This window comes from Ruegeria sp. HKCCD7628 (assembly GCF_057221005.1).
In genome coordinates this window covers 558,242-579,980 of the sequence record NZ_JBWVBA010000001.1, presented here as the reverse complement: position 1 = coordinate 579,980, position 21,739 = coordinate 558,242, and the positions used below count along the sequence as shown (strand labels likewise).

Sequence of the window (21,739 nt, the reverse complement as noted above, 5' to 3'; positions counted from 1 at the left end):
AACTGCAACGCTTGGCCAAATCTTTGCGCATTATCTAAGTTTGGGTGCAAAAACCTGTACCGCCATTCCTTGCAAACAGTCAGTTCAAAGAATAGGTTCTCGCAAAATTTGCGGGCCTTTCCGCAAACACCAAACCAAAAGGAATATCCCATGGAAGGTGGCGCAATCGCCCAGTTTCTCCCGCTGATCCTGATCTTTGCGATCATGTATTTCTTGCTGATCCGTCCGCAGCAGAAAAAGATGAAGGAACATCAGGCCATGGTCGAGGCCGTGCGCCGGGGCGATCAGGTCGTCACCCAAGGTGGTCTGATCGGCAAAGTATCGAAGGTCAAGGAAGGCGAGAACGAGATTGAGGTCGAGCTGGCTGAAAACGTCAAGGTCCGTGTTGTTAAATCGACCATCGCTCAGGTTCTGAACAAGACCGAGCCTGCGAAGTAATTTCGCGCGATATCTCGTTGAAAAGGCAGGGTAATGCTGCAAATTGATACCTGGAAGCGGGTTCTGATCTGGTCGGTCTGCGTGATCGGCTTGCTCATGGCCCTGCCGAATGCGTTCTACACGCGCGTCGAGCAATCCAACGATGCCAAAGCCGCGATCGAGCTTGGCATCGACACCCCAGACATGCAGGCTGAGGCGGCGCAGTGGCCGAATTGGCTGCCGTCCTCGCTGGTCAATCTGGGGCTGGACCTGCGCGGCGGCGCGCATCTTTTGGCCGAGGTTAAGGTCGGCGATGTCTACGAATCCCGCATGGATGCCATGTGGCCGGAAATCCGCGACGCACTGCGGGATGAGCGCGCCACCGTGGGAACCATCCGCCGTCAGAACTCGGCGCCCGATGAGATTCGCGTGCGCATCAGCCAGCCCGAGGGGATGACCCGTGCTCTTGAGGTCGTGCGCGGTTTAGCCCGTCAGGTCCAGACGCTTTCGGGCGTTGGCGCGACGGATATCGAAGCCCGCGCCGAGGGTGACACCATCGTTGTGCAACTGTCGGATGCCGAAAAGCTGGCCTCAGACGACCGCACCGTGCGCCAATCGCTTGAGATCATCCGCCGCCGGATTGACGAGGTCGGCACCCGCGAGCCCACGATTCAACGCCAAGGCGCGGATCGTATCCTGATTCAGGTGCCAGGCATCGGCTCGGCGGGTGAGCTGAAGGACATCATCGGCACGACCGCCCAACTGACCTTCAATCCCGTCGGCGGTCGCACCACCGACGCAGATGCAACGCCGGGTATCGGGCAGGAAGTTGTGCCCTCGATTGACGAAGAGGGCCTGTATTACATCATCGACTCGGCCCCTGTTGTAACGGGTGAGGAGCTGGTCGATGCCCAGCCCGCGTTCGACCAGAACGGCCGCCCGGCGGTCAGCTTCCGGTTCAACACCTCGGGCGCGCGTAAATTCGGCGACTATACGCTGGAAAACATCGGTGCGCCGTTTGCGATTGTGCTGGATGATGAGGTGATCTCGGCCCCTGTGATCCAGAGCCACATTCCGGGCGGGTCGGGCATCATCACCGGTAATTTTACCGTCGAGGAAAGCACTAATCTGGCCGTCCTGCTGCGCGCAGGCGCGCTGCCTGCTGGGTTGGATTTCCTGGAAGAGCGCACCATCGGCCCAGAGCTTGGGCAAGATAGCATCGACGCTGGCAAAGTGGCGACCATCGTGGCCTTTGTGGCTGTGCTGGTCTTTATGGCGCTCAGCTATGGTTTGTTCGGTATCTTCGCCAATATCGCGTTGATCCTGAACGTCGGGCTGCTCTTTGGCCTGTTGTCGCTGATAGGGGCCACGCTGACCCTGCCGGGGATCGCGGGGATCGTGCTGACGGTCGGCATGGCGGTGGATGCCAACGTGCTGATCTTTGAACGTATCCGCGAGGAACTGAAATCCGCCCGAGGTCCGGCCCGTGCAATTGAACTGGGTTATGAAAAGGCACTGTCGGCCATTCTGGACGCGAACGTCACCACATTCATCACGGCGACGATCCTGTTTGCCATGGGTAGCGGCCCGGTACGCGGCTTTGCCATTACTCTGGGTCTGGGTATCCTCACCTCGGTCTTCACCGCGATCTTCGTGACGCGCCTGATGATTGTGATGTGGTTCGAACGCCGCCGCCCGAAAACGATCGAGGTTTGATCATGAGACTGAAACTTGTCCCGCAGGAAACTTCGTTCGATTTCTTCAGCCGCTGGAAGGTCTGGCTGGGCATTTCCGGCCTGATGATGGTCGTGGCCTTCACGTCCTTCATGCTGCAAGGTCTGAACTTCGGCATCGACTTCCGGGGCGGCACCACGATCCGCACCCAATCCGCGCAAGAGATAGACGTCGGTGCCTATCGCGACGCCATCGCGCCGCTGGAATTGGGAGATGTCACCATCACCGAGATTTTCGACCCGACCTTTGGCGAGGACGAAAACGTCGCCATGATCCGCATTCAGGCGCAAGCCGACGCCGAGGCGGTCTCGGCCGCGACGGTAACGGCTGTGGAAGAGGCATTAAAGGCGGCAACCCCCGATATTCAATTCGTGTCGGTCGAATCCGTCGGCCCCAAAGTTTCGGGTGAGTTGATCCAGACCGCCGTGATCGCCGTTGTCCTCGCGATCGGGGCCGTGCTGGTCTATATCTGGCTACGGTTCGAATGGCAGTTTGCCCTGGGGGCGGTTGCGGCCCTTGTGCATGACGTGATCCTGACCATCGGCATCTTTTCGGAACTGCAAATCCGCTTCGATCTGGCGATCATCGCCGCTCTGCTGACCATCGTGGGCTATTCGCTGAACGACACGGTGGTTGTCTTTGACCGGGTGCGTGAAAACCTGCGGAAGTACAAGAAGAAAGACCTGAAAGAGGTGTTGAACATCTCGATCAATGAGACCCTCAGCCGGACGGTCATGACCTCGGTCACAACCTTGCTGGCGCTGATCTCGCTTTATGTGCTGGGCGGAGACGTCATCCGTGGCTTTGTCTTCGCGATGATCTGGGGCGTGATCGTGGGGACGTATTCCTCGGTCTTTGTGGCCTCGACCATCCTGCTGTGGCTGGGTGTCAAACGCGACTGGTCCAAGCCGTCGAATACGGCGGGCAACCAGTTTGCAAACGTCGACGCCTGATTTTATCGGCCAGTCCCCGGCGGGGCTGGCCGTTATTCTTTTTGCGGCCTTCCTCAGCGGTATCGTGCGCGGGTTTTCCGGCTTTGGCACCGCTCTGATCTTCTTGCCCATCGCGACACCTTATCTCGGCCCGTTCGGCGCGCTGATCGGCCTGACCATCATGGACATCTTCGGGCCGCTCCCCAACCTGCGCCGCGCGTGGCGCGAGGTTGAGCGGGGCGATCTGATCCGCCTTGTGGCCGGATGCGCGCTGATCTTGCCCGTTGGCCTTTGGGTGCTGACGCAGGTCGACCCGGATGTGTTTCGATACGCTGTCAGCCTGTTGGCCCTCGCGATGCTGGCCATCCTGATCCTGGGCCTGCGCTACCACGGTCCTGTCGGCCGCGCGATGGTGGTCGGGATCGGCTGCGCGGCGGGGTTCCTGGGCGGAGTAGCGGGCTTGCCAGGCCCCGCCGTGATCCTGTTCTACATGTCGCGCCCTCTGCCAGTTACCGTCATCCGCGCAACGATCCTGCTATTTCTGTTCGCGTTTGACTTCCTGCTGTTCGGCTATCTGACCGGAATGGGCCGCGTAACCCTCGCGGCCGCGCTGCTGGGCCTCATGCTTGCCATCCCCAATCTGATCGGCAACTGGCTGGGCGGGAAATTGTTCCGCCCCGAATACGAGCGGCTATACCGCGCCGCCGCATATGTTGCGATTGCACTTGCCGCCTTGTCGGGCCTGCCAGTTTGGGGCTAAAAACCCCTCTATGCGCCTTAACGAGATCACCTATACCAACGCCACCCCGATAGACGGCTACGGCCCCGGCTTTTTTCGCATCGGCGGACAGGTCCACGATGGTCCGGTTCTAACCGGCCCAAACGGAACAACCGGGTGGAACGGGTATGACGACCAAACACCTCTGCTAAACCTTGCCGATCATATCGACGTGCTGTTCATCGGCACCGGTGCCGAGCTGACCCATATCTCGGCCACCCTGCGCCGTACGCTCGAAGACGCAGGCATCGGCGTCGAGATCATGAATTCTCCGGCCGCCTGCCGCAGCTACAATGTGTTGCTTTCTGAGGGTCGCCGTATCGCGATGGCCGCACTCCCTGTCTGAAGGATCCTCCTTCATCTGGCCATAAATACCTCGGGGAGCGTGAGGGGCTGGCCCCTCACTCCTGACCTGACCACACAAAGCCACCGTCAAAGCTCTGCGGCAATTCCCACCTTTTGTCCGCCTCCACAATCCGTTAAGCGGGCGCTATGACACTGACCGTGACCGATCTGGCCATCACCCGTGGCGGCATTCCCGTGCTCGAAGGGCTCAGCTTTACGCTGCCTGCCGGCAAAGCGCTGATCCTGCGTGGGCCAAACGGAATCGGCAAGACCACTCTTCTGCGTACGCTGGCCGGGCTACAGCCTCCGTTGCAAGGGCGCATTGAAGGGGCCGAGGATCAGATCGCCTATGCCTCGCATTCCGACGGGCTGAAACCCACGTTGACGGTTGTTGAGAACCTTAACTTCTGGGCCTCGGTATTTGGAACTCAAGGCATCCAGCCCGCGCTGGACGCTTTTGCCCTGAATGATCTGGCCGACCGCCACGCGGGCAACCTGTCGGCTGGGCAGAAGCGGCGTCTCGGGCTGGCGCGGATGCTGGTTACGGGGCGGCCGATCTGGATGCTGGACGAACCGACCGTCTCGCTGGACCAAAACGCGGTGAAGATGTTCGCCGACGCGGTACGCACGCATCTGGGGCAAGGGGGCTCGGCCCTGATTGCCACCCATATCGACCTCGGCCTGGACGGAGAAGTTCTGGATGTCGGCCCCAACAAGGCCAAACCCAAACCCATCGACGACTTCGACGGAGGTTTCCTGTGATAGCCCTTCTGCTGCGGGACCTTAAACTGGCGCTGCGTGCGGGCGGCGGGTTCGGCCTTGGTCTAGCCTTCTTCCTGATTGTCACCGTATTGGTGCCGTTCTCAGTGGGGCCGCAATCCTCGCTGCTCTCGACCATCGCTCCGGGTATCCTGTGGCTGGGCGCTCTGCTGGCCTGCCTGCTGTCGTTGGACCGCCTGCTGGCGCTGGATTGGGAGGACGGCTCGCTCGACCTGCTGGCCACGGCACCACTGCCACTGGAATCGGTGGTCACGATCAAGGCGTTGGCCCATTGGCTGACCACCGGCCTGCCACTGGTACTGGCCGCGCCTTTTCTGGGCGTGCTGCTGAACCTGCCGGTGCCGGGGTTCTCGTGGCTGGTGATCTCGCTGCTGATCGGCACCCCGGCCATGAGCGTCATCGGCACCTTCGGCGCCGCGCTGACCGTCGGCCTGAAGCGTGGCGGTTTGCTGCTGTCGCTGCTGGTCCTGCCGCTGTACGTCCCCACGCTGATCTTCGGCGCCGAAGTCGCCCGTCGAGGCGCCACGGGGATGGAAACCCAGACCCCACTGCTCATGCTGGCGGGGATCACTGCCGCCACTATTGCGCTGCTGCCGTTTGCCAGCGCCGCCGTTTTGCGTATCAACCTTCGGTGACCTGCTCAAACTTTGACTGAGGTCAATTGAGAACACGCCCGACTCGGACTAGATAAGGCCCATGTCTATCGCAGCCAAAGCCAACGCCCTCTGGGAATACGCCAATCCGCGCAAATTCCTTTCCACCAGTGAACGGGTGATGCCGTTTTTCTGGATCACGTCCATCGCCTGCATCGTCGTGGGGCTGATCTGGGGGTTCTTCTTCACACCTGATGATTACAAGCAAGGATCAACCGTCAAGATCATCTACTTGCATGTTCCCGCAGCGCTGATGGCGATCAATTGCTGGCTGATGATGTTGGCGACCTCGCTGGTTTGGCTGGTGCGTCGCCACCATGTCAGCGCATTGGCTGCGCGCGCTGCCGCCCCCATCGGTATCGTCATGACGCTGATCGCGTTGGCAACCGGTGCAATCTGGGGTCAGCCAATGTGGGGCACGTGGTGGGCCTGGGATCCGCGCCTGACCTCATTCCTGATCCTGTTCCTGTTCTACCTGGGCTACGTCGCCTTGTGGGAAGCGATCGAAGACCCGGATACCGCCGCCGATCTGACCTCGGTTCTGTGTCTAGTGGGATCCGTCTTTGCGCTCCTCAGCCGCTATGCGGTGAATTTCTGGAATCAGGGGCTACATCAGGGTGCGTCCGTGATGCGGGCTGCCGCAGTGACCGGTGCAGATACCGAGGAAAAGGTCAGCAATATATATTTCTATCCGCTGCTTCTGTGTATGATCGGATTTGTCCTGCTGTTCATCGCGCTGGTGCTGTATCGCACGGGTACGGAGATCCGCGCGCGCCGGATTAAGGCGCTGCTGGCGCGAGAAAGGGTAAACGGATGATCCCTGATCTTGGAAAATACGCCGACACGGTGATGTGGTCCTATGTCGTCTCGATTGCTTTGCTGGTCGCGTTGATCGTGTTCAGCGTGATGCGAGGCCGAAAAGTCCGCGCCGAAATGGAGAAGGTCGAGCAAAGGATGACGCGCAATGGCTAAAATCTCACCTCTGATGGTTGCGCCACCGCTGATCTTTGGGGCGTTCGCCGTGCTGGCCGCCGTAGGAATGTTTCGCGACGATCCGAACGCGCTCCCCTCAGCCCGCGAAGGACAACCCGCGCCGCCGGTTGTATTGACACAGTTCGAGGGCAAGCCAAATTTCGACGATGCCACCCTGCGCGATGGTGAAGTCAAGCTGGTCAACTATTGGGCCAGTTGGTGCGCGCCCTGCCGGGTTGAGCATCCGAACCTGCAGGCGCTGTCCGACGAAGGCATCCCGGTCTACGGCATCAACTACAAGGACCAGTTGGACAATGCCGAAGGTTTCCTGGCTGAACTGGGTGATCCCTATGCGGGGATTGGACGAGATGAACAGGGCCGCATGGGGCTGGACTGGGGCGTCTACGGCGTGCCGGAAACCTATGTGATCAACGGCGAGGGTACGATCATCCTGCGCTTTGCCGGTCCGATCACGCAGCGGGTGATCGAAAGTACGATCCGCCCGGCTTTGGAAAAGGCGGCAGCCAACTAGAACCCGCCCCTTCTTCTGCTCAAAAACATTTCGGAGCGGGGGGCAGAGCCTCGTAAAGCAAAAAAGGACGCCTGCTGGCGTCCTTTCTGGTTTCAAACCTGGCCTTAGATCACCCCACTTTGGCGAGGTTCCGCAGCACATATTGCAGCACACCACCGTTCTCGATGTATTCGATCTCGGGCGCGGTATCGATGCGGCATTTCAAGGTGATGGTCTTCTCGGACCCGTCCGCATAGGTGATGGTGCAGGGCACCTCTTGCAGCGGCTCAACACTGTCCAGCCCGGTGATCGAGACCGTCTCATCCCCCGTCAGACCCAGCGACTTGCGGGTATCGCCGCCGGTGAATTCCAGCGGAATAACACCCATCCCCACAAGGTTCGAGCGGTGGATACGCTCAAAGCTTTCGGCGATCACCGCCTTAACACCCAGCAAAGCAGTCCCCTTGGCGGCCCAGTCGCGGCTGGAGCCTGCGCCATATTGCTCACCGCCAAAGACCACCAGCGGCGTTCCCTGCGCCTGATAGGCCATCGACGCCTCATAGACCGAGGTCTGCTGACCATCCGGCCCCTTGGTGTAGCCGCCCTCGACGCCATCCAGCATCTCGTTCTTGATGCGGATATTGGCGAAGGTGCCGCGCATCATGACCTCGTGATTACCCCGGCGCGACCCGTAGGAGTTGAACTCGCGCGGTTGCACCTGACGGTCGGTCAGATATTTGCCCGCAGGCGTCTGCGTGGCAAATGACCCGGCGGGCGAGATGTGGTCGGTCGTCACCATATCGCCAAGGATCAGCAGCACCTTGGCCCCGTCGATGTTCGAGATTGTTCCCGGTTCTGGGCTCATGCCCTGAAAATAGGGCGGGTTCTGGATATAGGTCGATGTGGGCGGCCAGTCATAGGTTTCCTGCTGGGGCACCTCGACGTCTTGCCATTTCTCATCGCCTTTGAAGACATCGGCATATTTCGATTGGAACGCCTCGCGGGTGACGGTCTGCTGCACCAGCTCGGCAATCTCGCTTTGGGTTGGCCAGATGTCTTTCATGAAGACGTCGTTGCCGTCGTTGTCCTGTCCAATCGGTTCCGAGGTCAGGTCGATATCCATCGTTCCTGCAAGCGCATAGACCACCACCAGCGGCGGTGAGGCCAGATAGTTGGCGCGCACATCCGGCGAAATCCGCCCCTCAAAGTTGCGGTTGCCCGATAGGACCGAGGTGGCGACCAGATCGCCCTCGGCAATTGCCTCGGACAGTTCTTTCTGGATGGGCCCCGAGTTGCCAATACAGGTGGTGCAGCCATAGCCTACAAGGTTAAAGCCGATCTTGTCCAAATCGGCCTGTAGACCGGCCGCCTCAAGATAGGCCGACACAACCTGCGACCCGGGTGCGAGGGAAGTTTTGACCCATGGCTTGCGGTCCAGCCCCAGCGCGGCGGCCTTACGCGCCACAAGTCCCGCGCCGATCATCACATAGGGGTTCGAGGTGTTGGTACAAGAGGTGATCGAGGCGATCACGACATTGCCCGATTCCAGCGTGTAGTCTTCGCCTTTGACAGGCACTTCCTTGCCCATCGGGCGCTTGAACGTCTCGGCCATTTCACGCTCGAACGCAGATTTGGCGTCGGTCAGGGCGACGTAGTCCTGCGGCCGTTTGGGCCCCGAGATTGCCGGAACGATGGTGCCCATATCCAGGCTCAGCGTGTCGGTGTAGATCGGGTTGTAATTCTCATCCCGCCAGAGCCCGTTTTCCCTGGCATAGGCTTCAACCAGCGCCAGACGATCTTCATCCCGGCCGGTATTACGCATATAGCGCAGGGTCTCGCCGTCGATCGGGAAGAACCCGCAGGTCGCACCATATTCCGGCGCCATGTTCGCAATGGTCGCTCGGTCGGCCAGCGGCAGACGGTCCAGACCTTCGCCAAAGAACTCGACGAATTTGCCCACCACGCCCTTTTCGCGCAGCATCTCGACGACTTTCAAAACCAGATCGGTGCCGGTGGTGCCTTCGACCATTGCGCCGGTCAGCTCAAAGCCCACAACCTCGGGGATCAGCATCGAGATCGGCTGACCCAGCATCGCGGCCTCGGCCTCAATCCCGCCGACGCCCCAGCCCAAAACGGCCATGCCGTTGACCATCGTGGTGTGGCTGTCGGTGCCGACCAGCGTGTCAGGGTAGGCGACCTCATCCCCGTTTTGGTCGGTGTCCGTCCAGACGGTTTGGGCCAGATATTCAAGGTTCACCTGATGACAGATGCCGGTGCCGGGGGGTACAACGCGGAAGTTGTTGAACGCCGACTGGCCCCATTTCAGGAACTGGTAGCGTTCCATATTGCGTTGATACTCGCGGTCCACATTCATCTGGAACGCGCGCGGGTTGCCGAATTCGTCAATCATGACCGAGTGGTCGATGACCAGATCGACCGGGTTCAGCGGGTTGATCTTTTGCGCGTCACCGCCCAAGCCCTTGATCCCGTCGCGCATCGCAGCCAAATCGACCACCGCGGGAACGCCGGTGAAATCCTGCATCAACACGCGGGCCGGGCGATAGGCGATCTCGCGAGGGTTTTTGCCGCCATTGCTGGCCCATTCGCCAAACGCCTTGATGTCATCGACCGAGACGGAAAAGCCCGCATCCTCGAACCGCAGCATATTTTCCAGCACCACTTTCAGAGCGGCAGGCAAGCGCGAGAAATCGCCAAGCCCGGCCTCTTGCGCGGCGGGGATTGAATAATAGGCAATGGACTTGCCATTCACGCTTAGACTGCGGCGTGTCTTGGCGGTATCCTGTCCGGTTTTGATGGGCATCAGGTGGCCTCCCTCTCAAATGACTTGGAAATTGGGATTCGCTATGGGTTTTCTGTAGCATGATTGTTTCCTGTATGGGCGCAGGAAACCCTTCTCATTTATTTTGTATGCGGTGGTATGCAATTCAAGAGGCTTCTATTGCGGTTTCTCAAGAAACCTTGATTGGTGGGTGAAGCGCAAAGAATGGTACACCATTCACGCAGGTTATCGCATCCAGACATAATAGTTATCAGCCCGAGGTCAGATATGATCAGAACCGCCGCCATTGCCTCTTTGCTTTCACTTGTTTTGACCGCTCCTGTAGCGGCCGAAAGCGACCCGGTCGTGATCGAGCTGTTCACCTCACAAGGTTGTTCGTCCTGCCCGCCTGCCGACAAGCTGATGCACGAGCTGGTCAAGCGCGATGATGTGATCGGTCTGGCCCTGCATGTGGATTACTGGGATTACATCGGTTGGGAGGATGAATATGCCAAGCCCGACCACACCTTGCGCCAGCGGGCCTATGCCCGTTGGGGGGGGCGCTCGATGATTTACACGCCGCAGATGGTCATCAACGGTCAGCAAGATGTTGTCGGCGCGAAATCGCAAGAGCTTGAACGGATCATCGACGCCCATCTGACCGCCGCGCCCGAGGCCGAGGTCGTAGCTGCACGTGTTGGAAACGAAGTGACTGTGGATGTCACCCCAGTCGACCTGCCAGGTGGCGGGACCTACGACGTGCGGGTGGTCCAGTATTCACCCATGCGCCATGCCTCGATCCGTCGCGGAGAGCTGGCGGGGCATGAGCTTGACTATGCCAATGTGGTCGAATCCTGGCAGATGGCCGGGAAATGGGATGGGGTCGCGCCGCAGCAGTTTTCGGCTCAGCTGACATCGGATTTGCCTGCAGTCGTTCTGGTGCAGATGGCCGGTCACGGCCCGATTGTTGCGGCGGCTAAGGTCAAGTAATCAGGGCATGTCCTCGGGCTGGACCCCCAGCCCATTCCAGGTTTTCCACCGGCGGTGAATCCAGAACCACTGACCCATGTTCTTGCGAACCATGGCCTCAAGGTCGTCATTGGTGAACTGGGTCATTGTTTTGGGGTCGGTGTGCTCGACAGGGTCGTGCAGCACGATTTCGAAATCAATACCGTTAGGTTGGCGTACAGCATAACAAGGGATCAAAACGGCGTTGTATTTCATCGCCAATTCCGCATTCAGTACCGAGGTGACAGCGGGTTTTCCGAAAAACGTCAACTCTTCACCGCCATGCGCGTGGAGATCGGACACAATCGCAATGATCCCGCCTTTCTTAAGCGTGCGAACCATCTCGACCATTCCTCGGCGACCCTGTTCGAACATCGGGGCACCGGTTTTGTAGAAAGCATCGACATACATATCGTTGAAGTACGGATTCGCCATACGGCGATACAGGCATCCAATGGGTTGCCCGCTGCGGGTTTGTAGGGCTATCCGCGCGGCAAGGTAATGCCCAAAATGCGCCGTGATCATCATCACCGGCTTGCCATGTGCAACCGCGTCGTCAAACGCGGCGATACCAGGACCAGAAATCTTGGCGTGGCTTTGGCGTTCGGTGAAGCCTTCGGGTGAAAAATGCTCCATGATTGCGCGCCCAGCGTTGTCGGGTACTGCCTTGCAGATCCGGCTGACCTCTTCTTCCGGCAGCTCTGGGCAGGTCAGCTTGAGGTTGGTGCTCACGCGTTTTGTAAAGCCGACCATAGGTGCCAGAGCGCGCATGAGTGCGCCCATGGTTGCTATCCGCCGCTCGTAGGGCAACAGCCGCATTGCGCCGATTAGGCCCCTCAGAAAAAGACCGGTCACATAGTATTTGCCAAGCTCAAAACGGCTGAGTTCAGACTTTTCAACGGGCATTCGGGGTCTCGGCGGCTGCTTCGAATTGGATGTCAGACATACAAGCCGACGGTCGCAACCACAAGCGTCCAGCGAAACACGCTGAAGGCGGGGTCATTCTTCGGTTTCGTCTTCCACTAAAGAGATCGCACCGTCGTTTACCAGGGCGCGAATGGCCCCGACAATTTGTGTCATGGCGTCTTCACCCTCTGCCTGCTTGACCTTGCCGCGCTCAGCCATTTCCTCGCGCAGATTGTCTGCCATCCGCGAAGACATGTTGGTCAGAAGATATTCGACCGAGGCCTTGTCGCCTTCGGTATCGGCCCCTGCAAGAGCGGTGACAAGCACGGTTTGGTCGACACCCCGCAAGACTGCGGGAACATCCCTAGGCAAGATGCGGGCAGGGATATGAGCAAAGGTGAAAATCGATTGTCGCACAAGGCTGGCAAAATCGGAATCTTCTTCGTCCAATGCCGTTAGCAGGCCTTCGCGGGTAGAGGCCGCAGATTGATTTAGGATAGCGCCGACCCGTTCTCCGGGCCCTTCGTTAAAGGCGGTTGCTGGTCGTTGATCAAGCTGCGCCGCCAGAGACCAGCCAATCCGTTCAACAGCCTCGGGCGTGATATTGGTGGTTTTGGACACGGCGTAAGTGATGCGCCGCGCCACGGGGCCGGGCAGATGCCCCAGCATTTGCGCAGCCTTGGCGGTTTCCAGTTTGGACAGCATGACAGCGGCGATTTCGATGCTTTCGGCCTGCGCGATCTGAGCCAGATCTTCGGCCGGAATTTCCCTGAGACGCTGCCACGGATCACCGACTTGGCGTACACCGGCCACTCTGCGCAATCGTGCCGCTGTTGCCGGAGCGATCTTGCCGTTCACGGCGTCCAATGCGCCCGCCAATCCGTGAGGGAAGGACAAGCCGATACTTTCCAGAGCCTCGGCGAACTCGGCAGCGACGGCGTCCAGTGTTACGCGATCCACCAGCCCCATTTGCCCCAGCTGATGAGTCGATTTTTCCTGTAGCTCGTCGGGAAGCTCCTCCAGCGGAATGTCGGCCCCTTCGTTCAGCAATAGCCTGACAACGACGGCAGCCTTTTCCCGGCCGCTGAGTGCGCGTGGTACAACGCGCGGGGCATCGTCAACACTGTCGCTTGCGGAAGGTGTGGCCCCCGGTGCCACCTGTATCAATGTGTTTGTGTCCTGCATCTGCCTGCGGTGCCAAATTGCTGTTCCGCAGGCAGACTACAGAGAGTCGGGTAAAGAAAAGCTGAAGCTTAGTAGTTGAAGGTCAGCCCGGTGCGGATCGCCTCGCGCAGGGATGCCTCGGCCCAAGTACCCTCACCACCGCGTGCCTTGATCTCGCGCCATTGTTCGATGGCTAGATCAGTTTTACCCGCGGCCACAAAGCCCTGCGCCATGTAGGACCGAGCAAGAATGTTGTCAGGGTTCGTCTTGATGGCGTCCTGGTAATAGGCATTTGCCAGTTCCAGCTTACCCATCTTGCGAAAGGTAAAGCCCCAATAGGTCTGCACGCGATCATCGTCCTGATCCATGATGCGCAGAATGCTTTGGGCATTTTCAAATTGTCCGTCATACGCAAGTTCGCGCACTGCACTATACAGTTCGTCTTCCGAAAAGCTGGTTTTGTCGGGCTTTACGCAACGGCCACGGTCTTTGTCATACACCCGACCAAACAGGCATTTCTTTGTCGTGTTCGTTGTTTTGGGGGGACGGGTGTCGTTTCCACCCGCTGCATATACGGCGGGTGCGAATGCAAATGCCTGAAAGGCAATGGCAGAAGCTAGTACGAGGCGCATATTCCTACTCCGTTCTCTGGGCTGTTCTGATCAATCATAGTGCGATCTGACAAAAAGCTAACAACCGCAGGCTCGCTTTTATTCACGAGTAGGAAATAATTTCTTAGCCGCTGACGTTTTCTTTACAGCTGTGGCTTACCGCGTCCCAAGAGGTTCCGGGCGCACAGGACTGTGTTTGTTCCGTGTGCGCACCGCAAGCCAAAGCGGCGGTGGTCGAACTTGCCAGCGCCAACGCGCAGATAAGAGATCGGATCATTGTGTTTCTCCTGATTGGAAATACACAAGCATACTATCTGAATTTGGTCGAATTTTCAAAAGAACAAGGCCCGGATCCGCCAATGCAGTCCGGGCCTTTGAAAGGATTGATAATAGTCAGCTTACTCGCCGAAGACGCGGGCGAAGATCGTGTCTACATGTTTGGTGTGATAACCAAGGTCGAATTTCTCTTCGATCTCGGCGGGGCTGAGGGCAGCAGTGACATCCGCATCGGCCAGAAGTTCTTCTTTGAAATCAGTGCGATGTTCCCAAACCTTCAACGCGTTGCGCTGAACCATGGCATAGGCGTCTTCGCGGCTGACGCCCGCTTGGGTCAGGGCCAGCAGAACCCGTTGGCTCATGACCAGACCGGGGAACTTGTTCATGTTCTCCAGCATGTTTTCAGGGAAGATCAGCATCTTGTCGATCACACCGGTCAGACGGGCCAGCGCAAAGTCCAGCGTGATCGTCGCATCCGGGCCAATCATTCGCTCAACCGAGGAATGTGAGATATCGCGTTCGTGCCAAAGCGCTACGTTCTCCATCGCGGGGATCACGGCGGCGCGGACCATGCGCGCCAGACCAGTCAGGTTTTCGGTTAGGACAGGGTTCTTCTTATGCGGCATAGCAGACGAGCCTTTTTGGCCCATCGAGAAGAACTCGGCCCCTTCCAGCACCTCGGTCCGCTGCATATGGCGGATTTCGATAGCGATGTTTTCGATGCTGCTGGCGATCACGCCCAACGTGGCAAAAAAGGCCGCGTGTCGGTCGCGGGGGATGACCTGCGTGCTGATCGGCTCGGGCACCAGACCAAGCTTGTCGCAGACATGTTCCTCGACTGCGGGATCGACATTGGCAAAGGTGCCGACCGCGCCGCTGATTGCGCCGGTTGCAATCTCGGCCCGCGCGTCGCGCATCCGGGACAGGTTGCGGTCCATCTCGGCGTAGAAACGCGCGAAGGTCAGACCCATGGTGGTGGGCTCGGCGTGGATGCCGTGGCTGCGGCCGATGCGTACGGTGTTCTTATGTTCGATCGCGCGGCGTTTCAGGGCGGCTAGCAGACCTTCGAGATCGGCGATCAGCAGGTCGGCGGCGCGAGTCAGCTGCACGTTCAGGCAGGTGTCCAGCACGTCGGACGAGGTCATGCCCTGATGCACAAAGCGTGCCTCTTCACTGCCGACATGTTCGGCCAGGTGGGTCAGAAAGGCGATGACGTCATGTTTGGTGACGGCTTCGATTTCATCAATCCGTGCTACGTCGAACTCCACATCCTTGGCTTTCCACACTGCCTCGGCGTTTTCGCGCGGGATCACGCCCAGATCGGCCATGGCGTCACAGGCATGGGCTTCGATCTCATACCAGATGCGGAACTTGCTTTCGGGCGACCAGATGGCAACCATTTCAGGGCGGGAATAACGTGGAATCATTGGCAGCGGCACCTTATTGTGATTTGGCAGGAGGCGTTGCGGCGGGGTTTAAACCCGACCCGCCACAGGAACAAGGTGCGAGTGCGCAGATGAGACGGTTTGCCCTGATTTTGGCTCTCTGGCCCGGTTTTGCCGCCGCGACCGAGTTCTGGCCGCTGACCGGAGATGAGATTCATTCGACGTTGGCCGGGCAGACACTCAGCTACGCGGAGGGCGTAACGCAGAACTTCGAAGCAAGCGGAGTGACGCATTACTTCTCGGGGCGACCCAGTGCTGGACGTTGGGCGGTGCGAGAGGACAGGTATTGCTCGACCTGGCCCCCGTCCGAGCTGTGGGCTTGTTATGACGTTTTGCAAAGTGGTTTGATCATTCGCTTCATTGATGACAATGGCGAAATCACGGATGGGTATCTGTCCGAATGAACGCACCCGGCGATTTGTTTGATTTTGAAGGCCAATGGACCTTAACCCGGACAATCCGCGATGCGCGGGCAGGGCAGGTGGTGCAGGCTGACGGAACAGCCGTTCTGCGCCGCGCCGATCACGGATTGGTCTATGACGAAGAGGTCACGCTGCGCATTCCCGGTCAGGCCGAGATGAAGGGGACCCGGCGCTATATGTGGCACGCGGATCGTGATGGGATCGCGATACATTTCGACGACGGACGGTATTTTCATCGGTTGAAACTAGGTTTGCAGCAGGTTGCCGATCACCATGATTGCACACCTGACAGCTATGACGCGACCTATGATTTCGAGGACTGGCCGCGCTGGAACGTGCGTTGGGTCGTATCCGGGCCGCGAAAATCATATGAAATGGACACGCAATACGTCCCGCGATAACGTATTCACCTTGAAGTGATCGCCCGGATTGGGCATTGCTGTTGCGGAATTCCGATCCGAATTGGGGAGAAGTGAAGATGAATGCAAACGTACTGGCCAACGCGATTGGCCCGCGTGAGGGCACAGCACTGCGCGTCAAGCAAGTGGTTCTGGTCGCGCTGGGCATCGTTGCTCTGGCCGTTGCCGCGAAAATCAAAGTACCGATGTTTCCGGTACCGATGACAATGGGCACTTTTGCAGTGCTGAGCATCGGCACCGCATATGGCGCGCGTCTGGGTCTTGTGACCATGCTGGGCTATCTGCTGATTGGTGCGTTGGGCTTTGATGTATTCGCGGGATCGTCGGCCGAGAAATTTGGCCTGACCTACATGATGGGTGGCACTGGCGGCTACCTTGTCGGCTATCTGATGGCGACCGTTCTGTTGGGCGCTTTGGCAGCACGCGGTTGGGACCGTTCGGTCGGAAAGCTGGCGCTGGCGCTGGTTCTGGCGAACGTCCTGATCTACGTTCCGGGCCTGCTGTGGCTGGGTCAGCTTTATGGCTGGGACCAACCGATTCTGGAGTGGGGTATGACTCCGTTCCTGGTGGGCGATGCGGTTAAACTGGCGCTTGCAGCCCTGTTGATCCCCGCTTTGTGGAAGCTGGTGGGCGACGCCCGCGCCTGATTTTCAGCGCAACTCACATTTACGACCCGCGCTAGGAGCAATCCTGGCGCGGGTTTTTTGTTGTGCCAAGACTGGACAAACCCGAAGATCACAGGTCAGTCTACGTTAAAAGAAACAATAGGTTATTTGGATATGTTTTTGCGATTGAGCTCTGCTTTTGCGGCGATATGGCTAAGCGCTGTTCCGGCCTTGGCCGAAACGCCGGTCACGTATACCGATAACGGGCGCGCGCTGTTCAGCTTTTCTGTGCCCGACTTTTGGGCGGTCCGCACCGGTGGCCCGCGCGAGATCGAGGATACCGAACTGGGTGATCCGCGTGCTGTCGCGCGGGTGATGGGCGTCCGGCCTGTGACCGATGATACGGTCTGGATCGGGTTCGTATCCCCGGCCGGGGTCGCCTCTATAGATGGCGGGCTGCGGTATTTGCAGGACATTGACAAGTTTCTGGTTAAGTCCCCGGTTGTATCCGATACCGTCTCGACGCGGATCGGCGGGCTGCCGGCACAAGTTATCCGTGGCACCGGAACCCGTGAAGGACGGGGGGTCAACTTTACCGCAACGGTAATCGATCTGCCGCGTGACCGTGTGGCCGTTGCTGTCGCTGTTCTGCGCGACGGCGCGGATCCGGCTTACGTGGACGACCTGAACGCGGTGTTCGACTCGTTCCGGGCAGCGCGGTGAGGAGAGTGGACATGACCAGTAAACTGATCAGAAGAACCTTTCTGGCGCTGAGCCTGGGCGCCGCCAGTTTCACGCTCTCGGCCTGCGACGGAGTCACCGTAGGTGTCGGCTACGGGTATGACCCGTTTTATGACTCGCTGCTATGGAACGACTATTATCACGATGTCGACGTCGATATTGATGTTGATCGCCCTGTTCGTCCAAGACCGCCAGAGGGGCGCCCCCCTGCGCGACCCGTGCCGCCAATTGGTAAACCACCCGCGCGGCCCCGTCCGCCGGTTGCGAAACCGCCGGCCCGACCGCGCCCGCCGGTCGCGCGACCGCCAACCGCGCGCCCACCGATTCATCGCCCGTCGCCGCGACGGTAACGGGCGTCAAGCCAGCAATTCGGTGGTGATCTGAGCCGTTCCTTCAAGTGTCCTGTGAACGGGGCACTTGTCGGCAATCTCTAGCAACCTTGCGCGTTGTTCCTGATCCAGTGGGCCTTCCAACCGGATTTTGCGCCGGAACAGATCGACTTTGCCGTCGCCTATCAATCCGGCGTCCTGTGCGTGGACCTTGTTGTGACAGACATCGACCGTGATACCCGTCAAGGGCCACCGTTTACGACGCGCATACATCCGTATTGTCATCGAGGTGCAGGCCCCCAAACCTGAAGACACGAAACCGTAGGGCGACATGCCGCGGTCAGTGCCGCCATAGGACGCGGGTTCATCCGCGATTGCGTGGTGTCGGGGGCCGGACTGAATATCCTGCAAAAAGCCATTCGGATCAGCCTCGGTCACGCGGACGATGCCTTCGGGCGCGCCGGGCGGTGGGGCAGGCGGGTGGAGCGCGACATAGCGCGTCACCCAGGCTGCGATAACGTCCGCAGCATATTCAGCGTCTGAGGCGCGGGTGATCAAGTGGTCGGCGTCGTCCAGCGTGACAAAGCTTTTGGGATGCTTGGCAGTCAGGAAAATCTTGCTGGCGTTGTCGATGCTGACCGTTTCGTCCAGTGGAGCGTGCAAGATCAGCAGCGCGGCCTTCAGCTCTTTGATGGCCGGCGTCATTGCGGATTCCGAGATATCGTCAACAAACGCCTTGCCAATGCGGAAGGGTCGCCCACCCAATGTCACCTCGGCCGAGCCTTCTTGTTCGATCTCGGGCAGCGCTGCTTGGAAATGGTGCGATACATGGCCCGGATCGGCAGGCGCACCCAGCGTAACTACGGCCTTAACGCTGGGAATTCCTGCGCGCGCGCGCAGAACAGCGGCGCCGCCCAGCGAATGTCCGATCAGCAGAGACGGTGGCATGTCGCGCCTTGCTAAGTATTGCGACGCCGCGATCAAGTCCTCGACATTGGATGAGAACGTGGTGTTGGCAAACTCGCCATCGGAATGGCCCAGCCCGGTGAAGTCGAAGCGCAGAACAGCAATACCCATCCCAGCCAGACGCGCAGCGATCCTGCGGGCTGCAGGGATGTCTTTGGAACAGGTAAAACAGTGTGCAAACAAAGCGGTGGCCAGAACCGGACCGTCCGGCAGGTCAAAGCGCGCAGCAAGTTGGTTGCCGTCGTGACCGGCAAAAGTAATACGTTCGGTGGGCATGGCAGTTCCTTACGTCGCGAGTTGCCTTAATACTGTGGGCTTACTTGGGGTCGCTCAACCCATTTGTCGTGGCCGTCACGGGAAGGTGAGGAAAGATCGCCCCTATAGATCATGGCAGTTAAAGCAGAGAAGTTGAAGCATCACAGATTGTGATGAATAGACTTTCAAATATTCGTTTTATTAAAGGAAGAACCTTCCCCATCTTGGGCTTGTGAAGCAAAGCAGCCAAGGAGGCAATCATGGCACATGTCACTTCCGCACCCCGTGGCGCAACACCGCGCCCAGACATTCTGATCGTTATCGCGTTGGCGGGGGTTATCGGTTTTTCAGCCGGTCAGAACTGGCCGAACACGCACTCGGCCAGCGCAGTGATGGCCGAGGACTGGCATGGTAACGTCAAGCGTTCGACCTGGCCGGATTAAAAGGTCAAACAAACGAGCCCCATCAATTGGGCATCAAAGGGATAGGTCGAAAGGTTCTCATACCCGTCTTCGGTGATGAGAACCTGATCTTCCAGTTTGATCGAGAAGTCCCCGCCCACTTCGCCGACGGCGGCTTCGACGCAAAGGACCATGCCGGGCTCAAGAGGGTAATCATACGCGCCCGGCACTGCCTTGTCCGGATAAGCGACCAGAGGCCATTCGTCACACAGCCCCACCCCATGCATCAGGCAACCATATTTCTGCGCCTGAAACTTGTCGTCCAGTCGATGACTGTTGGCGGTCAGTTCTGGGATCATGACGCCGGGTTTCAGCATCTCCATATTGGTCATGATATGCTCATGGGCGTGCTGCATGGCATAGATCATGTCGGGTCGCGGTTTTTGATCACCGATCCACCATGTGCGTGAAATATCGATGCAAATCCCGTACGAGCCGATAAGATCCGTGTCGAAGGCGATGATCTCGTTGGCTTGCGTAATGCGCGGGCCACATTCCTGAAACCAAGGATTCGTACGCTGCCCCGAGGCCAGCAGTCGGGTTTCGATCCATTCGCCGCCGCGCCGGATATTTTCAGCGTGAAGAATAGCCCAGATGTCGTCCTCGGACGTCTTGCCGTCGCCCACATTGGCACGGGCAAATTTCTCCATCTCGGCGACGGCTGTTTCGCAAGCGTGGTTCGCGCAGCGCATCGCCAGAATCTCATCCGGTCCTTTGATGGAGCGGGTTTTTTCGGTGACCTCTTCGCCTTCCATGATCTCGAACCCTTGCGCTTCCAAAGCGCGCAGCCCGTGCAACATGATTTTGTCGACAGCCAGCCGCATGTTGCCACCACTATGTTCTTCGATCAGGGCGCGTACTTCGTTCGAGAACACATCTGCCGCCACATCCACCTTGTCGCCACGGTCAAAATAGAACAGATCCGCGCCCGAGCGCTGTTCGCGTACCAAGGGGTTGAAAGTCGAAAGAAACGGAGAATTCTTGTAGTCCCAGATCACCATGTAGCCGTCCGCACAGAGCAGCACGGCACGAAACGGGTTATGTGTGTTCCACAGCTGCATGTTTGTGCTGTCGGTCGCATAGCGGATGTTGAGCGGGTCAAACATCAGCAAGCCGCCGTAACCACGATCAACGACAGCTTGGGTCAGACGTTTCCATCGATATTCGCGCATTGATGCCAGATTGGGCAGGGTCAGGCCAGCGGCCTCCCATTCGGCAAAGGCCAGTTGTGTTGGGCCTATCTCAATCCGGTCCAAGTCGTTTGGCGTACCATCGCCAAGGGTCGCGCCCTTTGTCGGGTCGATCTTTCGACCATCGCGGTAGTGAGTGTTCATGGCGGCCCTCCCTGCCTATTTATTAAGCGTGGAGAATCATTGCGCTGTCGTCTTGATATTTTGCGACGGTCGGCCCGTCGCTTTTTGACCGACAACAGAATGGCGTGGTGGTAAGTCGACCTCATGACGATTTTGCAAAGCTCGATCCCGTACGACCCTCTTTCGGAAAGGCCCCTGCCGGGCATCCAACCTGCCAGCATGGAGACGTGGCTGCATCGTGATGATGCCTTCGCCGCACAGATGCAACATCGAGGGGCGTTGCTACGTGATCGTCGCGCTGACGTTTTGGCGCTGGATCCCGCCGCCGAGCCTGCCGCGCAAGAAGTGTTGGATCTGGTGCTTCACCACGCTTATCCGGGGTGTTCTGGCACTGTCATTCGACCGGATGGGCAAGAGGTTTGCATTGATCGCAAACACCCGTTGGAGACTCTTTGCAATTTGGTGCAAGAGGATATTTGCATCCTGCTAAAGCGGGGCGAAGAGCACGTTCTGACCGGTGCAATCCTGTGCTTTCCGGCCAGTTGGCGATTGTCCGAGAAATTCATGCGTCCGTTGATCGACATCCACCTGCCAGTGGACAGATATGACGAAAACGTTGCGCGCCGCGTGCAACGCCTGTTTGATGGAATTCAACCCGGCCGACCACTGTGGCGTTATAATGCTTTGTGGTACGACAACGCCGAGTTGTACCAGCCGCGCAGTGCTCAAGAACAACGCCACATCAAGGACCTCGGTACTGCACCTTACTTACGAAGCGAGCGCCAAACCCTGCTGCGTCTTCCCAAATCGCAGGCAGTCATATTTTCGATCCACACATACGTTTTGGCAGCAGAGCGTCTGCGCAAAATAGAAAACCCCGCCTGATGGCGGGGCCTCCTAGGAGGGTCTTGTTTTGT

General features: G+C 58.7%; 26 protein-coding genes. 18 read left to right on the top strand and 8 right to left on the bottom strand.

The genetic code is table 11. The annotated features are described in order from the left end of the window. The first annotated feature begins 150 nt into the window (after positions 1-150). From yajC to AC2TAD_RS02855, 10 genes are all read left to right on the top strand, one after another. The gene (yajC, locus tag AC2TAD_RS02900) at positions 151-438 is read left to right on the top strand and encodes a preprotein translocase subunit YajC (RefSeq protein WP_170325331.1); all 288 of its coding nucleotides are present in this window, start codon (positions 151-153) and stop codon (positions 436-438) included. A gap of 33 nt (positions 439-471) precedes the next feature. Next, positions 472-2,133, top strand: coding sequence for a protein translocase subunit SecD (gene secD / locus AC2TAD_RS02895; RefSeq protein ID WP_480865833.1), 1,662 nt, complete (start codon positions 472-474; stop codon positions 2,131-2,133). Between the two features lie 2 nt (positions 2,134-2,135). Next, entirely contained in the window at positions 2,136-3,104 is a 969-nt protein-coding gene (secF, locus tag AC2TAD_RS02890) for a protein translocase subunit SecF (protein ID WP_170752525.1), read from the top strand. After that, positions 3,085-3,843 (top strand): TSUP family transporter, encoded by a 759-nt coding sequence (locus tag AC2TAD_RS02885; protein ID WP_170752526.1) that lies wholly within the window; start codon positions 3,085-3,087, stop codon positions 3,841-3,843. The genes secF and AC2TAD_RS02885 overlap by 20 nt, the downstream gene beginning before the upstream one ends. A 10-nt stretch (positions 3,844-3,853) precedes the next feature. Further along, positions 3,854-4,207 (top strand): Mth938-like domain-containing protein, encoded by a 354-nt coding sequence (locus AC2TAD_RS02880; RefSeq protein WP_480865830.1) that lies wholly within the window; start codon positions 3,854-3,856, stop codon positions 4,205-4,207. Between the two features lie 146 nt (positions 4,208-4,353). Then, on the top strand, positions 4,354-4,968 hold the full coding sequence (gene ccmA / locus AC2TAD_RS02875; RefSeq protein ID WP_170354555.1) for a heme ABC exporter ATP-binding protein CcmA: 615 nt from the start codon (positions 4,354-4,356) through the stop codon (positions 4,966-4,968). Further along, a complete protein-coding gene (ccmB, locus tag AC2TAD_RS02870) occupies positions 4,965-5,621 on the top strand; it encodes a heme exporter protein CcmB (RefSeq protein WP_170354554.1) in 657 nt (218 codons plus the stop codon). Before ccmA ends, ccmB begins: the two co-directional genes overlap by 4 nt. A 61-nt stretch (positions 5,622-5,682) precedes the next feature. After that, positions 5,683-6,456 carry a heme ABC transporter permease gene (locus tag AC2TAD_RS02865; RefSeq protein ID WP_480865829.1) on the top strand — a complete coding sequence of 258 codons (774 nt, stop codon included), beginning with the start codon at positions 5,683-5,685 and terminating at the stop codon, positions 6,454-6,456. Further along, complete coding sequence (ccmD, locus tag AC2TAD_RS02860) at positions 6,453-6,611, top strand: heme exporter protein CcmD (RefSeq protein WP_170354552.1); 159 nt, start codon at positions 6,453-6,455, stop codon at positions 6,609-6,611. The genes AC2TAD_RS02865 and ccmD overlap by 4 nt, the downstream gene beginning before the upstream one ends. Further along, on the top strand, positions 6,604-7,143 hold the full coding sequence (locus tag AC2TAD_RS02855; RefSeq protein ID WP_170752530.1) for a DsbE family thiol:disulfide interchange protein: 540 nt from the start codon (positions 6,604-6,606) through the stop codon (positions 7,141-7,143). The genes ccmD and AC2TAD_RS02855 overlap by 8 nt, the downstream gene beginning before the upstream one ends. Before the next feature lie 109 nt (positions 7,144-7,252). Here the strand turns inward: AC2TAD_RS02855 and acnA are convergent, their stop codons facing one another. Continuing rightward, entirely contained in the window at positions 7,253-9,943 is a 2,691-nt protein-coding gene (acnA, locus tag AC2TAD_RS02850; protein ID WP_480865827.1) for an aconitate hydratase AcnA, read from the bottom strand. A gap of 246 nt (positions 9,944-10,189) precedes the next feature. On the opposite strand from acnA, the gene AC2TAD_RS02845 reads away from it, so the two are divergent. Continuing rightward, the gene (locus AC2TAD_RS02845) at positions 10,190-10,891 is read left to right on the top strand and encodes a DUF1223 domain-containing protein (protein WP_480865825.1); all 702 of its coding nucleotides are present in this window, start codon (positions 10,190-10,192) and stop codon (positions 10,889-10,891) included. On the opposite strand, the gene AC2TAD_RS02840 is transcribed toward AC2TAD_RS02845, so the two are convergent. The 5 genes from AC2TAD_RS02840 to purB all read right to left on the bottom strand — a co-directional run bounded on the left by AC2TAD_RS02840 (position 10,892) and on the right by purB (position 15,293). Further along, a complete protein-coding gene (locus AC2TAD_RS02840) occupies positions 10,892-11,815 on the bottom strand; it encodes a lysophospholipid acyltransferase family protein (protein WP_480865823.1) in 924 nt (307 codons plus the stop codon). Between the two features lie 93 nt (positions 11,816-11,908). After that, positions 11,909-13,000, bottom strand: a complete 1,092-nt coding sequence (locus AC2TAD_RS02835; protein WP_480865821.1) for a flagellar motor switch protein FliG — start codon at positions 12,998-13,000, stop codon at positions 11,909-11,911. Between the two features lie 68 nt (positions 13,001-13,068). Next, positions 13,069-13,611 (bottom strand): tetratricopeptide repeat protein, encoded by a 543-nt coding sequence (locus tag AC2TAD_RS02830; RefSeq protein ID WP_480865819.1) that lies wholly within the window; start codon positions 13,609-13,611, stop codon positions 13,069-13,071. A 103-nt stretch (positions 13,612-13,714) separates the two neighbouring features. Further along, positions 13,715-13,867 (bottom strand): adenylosuccinate lyase, encoded by a 153-nt coding sequence (locus AC2TAD_RS02825; protein ID WP_170752535.1) that lies wholly within the window; start codon positions 13,865-13,867, stop codon positions 13,715-13,717. 121 nt (positions 13,868-13,988) lie between these two features. Then, a complete protein-coding gene (gene purB / locus AC2TAD_RS02820) occupies positions 13,989-15,293 on the bottom strand; it encodes an adenylosuccinate lyase (protein WP_170752536.1) in 1,305 nt (434 codons plus the stop codon). A gap of 89 nt (positions 15,294-15,382) precedes the next feature. Between purB and AC2TAD_RS02815 the strand changes: the two genes are divergently transcribed. From AC2TAD_RS02815 to AC2TAD_RS02795, 5 genes are all read left to right on the top strand, one after another. Further along, on the top strand, positions 15,383-15,715 hold the full coding sequence (locus AC2TAD_RS02815; protein WP_480865817.1) for a hypothetical protein: 333 nt from the start codon (positions 15,383-15,385) through the stop codon (positions 15,713-15,715). Beyond that, a complete protein-coding gene (locus tag AC2TAD_RS02810; protein WP_480865815.1) occupies positions 15,712-16,134 on the top strand; it encodes a DUF6314 family protein in 423 nt (140 codons plus the stop codon). Before AC2TAD_RS02815 ends, AC2TAD_RS02810 begins: the two co-directional genes overlap by 4 nt. Positions 16,135-16,211: 77 nt before the next feature. Next, a complete protein-coding gene (locus tag AC2TAD_RS02805; RefSeq protein ID WP_170354541.1) occupies positions 16,212-16,799 on the top strand; it encodes a biotin transporter BioY in 588 nt (195 codons plus the stop codon). A gap of 132 nt (positions 16,800-16,931) precedes the next feature. After that, positions 16,932-17,480 (top strand): hypothetical protein, encoded by a 549-nt coding sequence (locus AC2TAD_RS02800; protein ID WP_480865814.1) that lies wholly within the window; start codon positions 16,932-16,934, stop codon positions 17,478-17,480. 11 nt (positions 17,481-17,491) lie between these two features. Next, complete coding sequence (locus tag AC2TAD_RS02795; protein WP_170354539.1) at positions 17,492-17,848, top strand: hypothetical protein; 357 nt, start codon at positions 17,492-17,494, stop codon at positions 17,846-17,848. Between the two features lie 6 nt (positions 17,849-17,854). Here AC2TAD_RS02795 and AC2TAD_RS02790 read toward each other — a convergent pair whose 3' ends face one another. Continuing rightward, a complete protein-coding gene (locus tag AC2TAD_RS02790) occupies positions 17,855-19,069 on the bottom strand; it encodes a bifunctional alpha/beta hydrolase/OsmC family protein (RefSeq protein ID WP_480865812.1) in 1,215 nt (404 codons plus the stop codon). A gap of 239 nt (positions 19,070-19,308) precedes the next feature. Here AC2TAD_RS02790 and AC2TAD_RS02785 point away from each other — a divergent pair, with 239 nt between their 5' ends. After that, positions 19,309-19,491, top strand: coding sequence for a hypothetical protein (locus AC2TAD_RS02785; RefSeq protein ID WP_170752544.1), 183 nt, complete (start codon positions 19,309-19,311; stop codon positions 19,489-19,491). Here AC2TAD_RS02785 and dddP read toward each other — a convergent pair. Further along, on the bottom strand, positions 19,488-20,843 hold the full coding sequence (gene dddP / locus AC2TAD_RS02780; RefSeq protein WP_480865811.1) for a dimethylsulfonioproprionate lyase DddP: 1,356 nt from the start codon (positions 20,841-20,843) through the stop codon (positions 19,488-19,490). The genes AC2TAD_RS02785 and dddP overlap by 4 nt on opposite strands. 123 nt (positions 20,844-20,966) lie before the next feature. Between dddP and AC2TAD_RS02775 the strand changes: the two genes are divergently transcribed. Beyond that, positions 20,967-21,707 carry a heme-dependent oxidative N-demethylase family protein gene (locus tag AC2TAD_RS02775; RefSeq protein ID WP_480865809.1) on the top strand — a complete coding sequence of 247 codons (741 nt, stop codon included), beginning with the start codon at positions 20,967-20,969 and terminating at the stop codon, positions 21,705-21,707. Positions 21,708-21,739 lie beyond the last annotated feature (32 nt).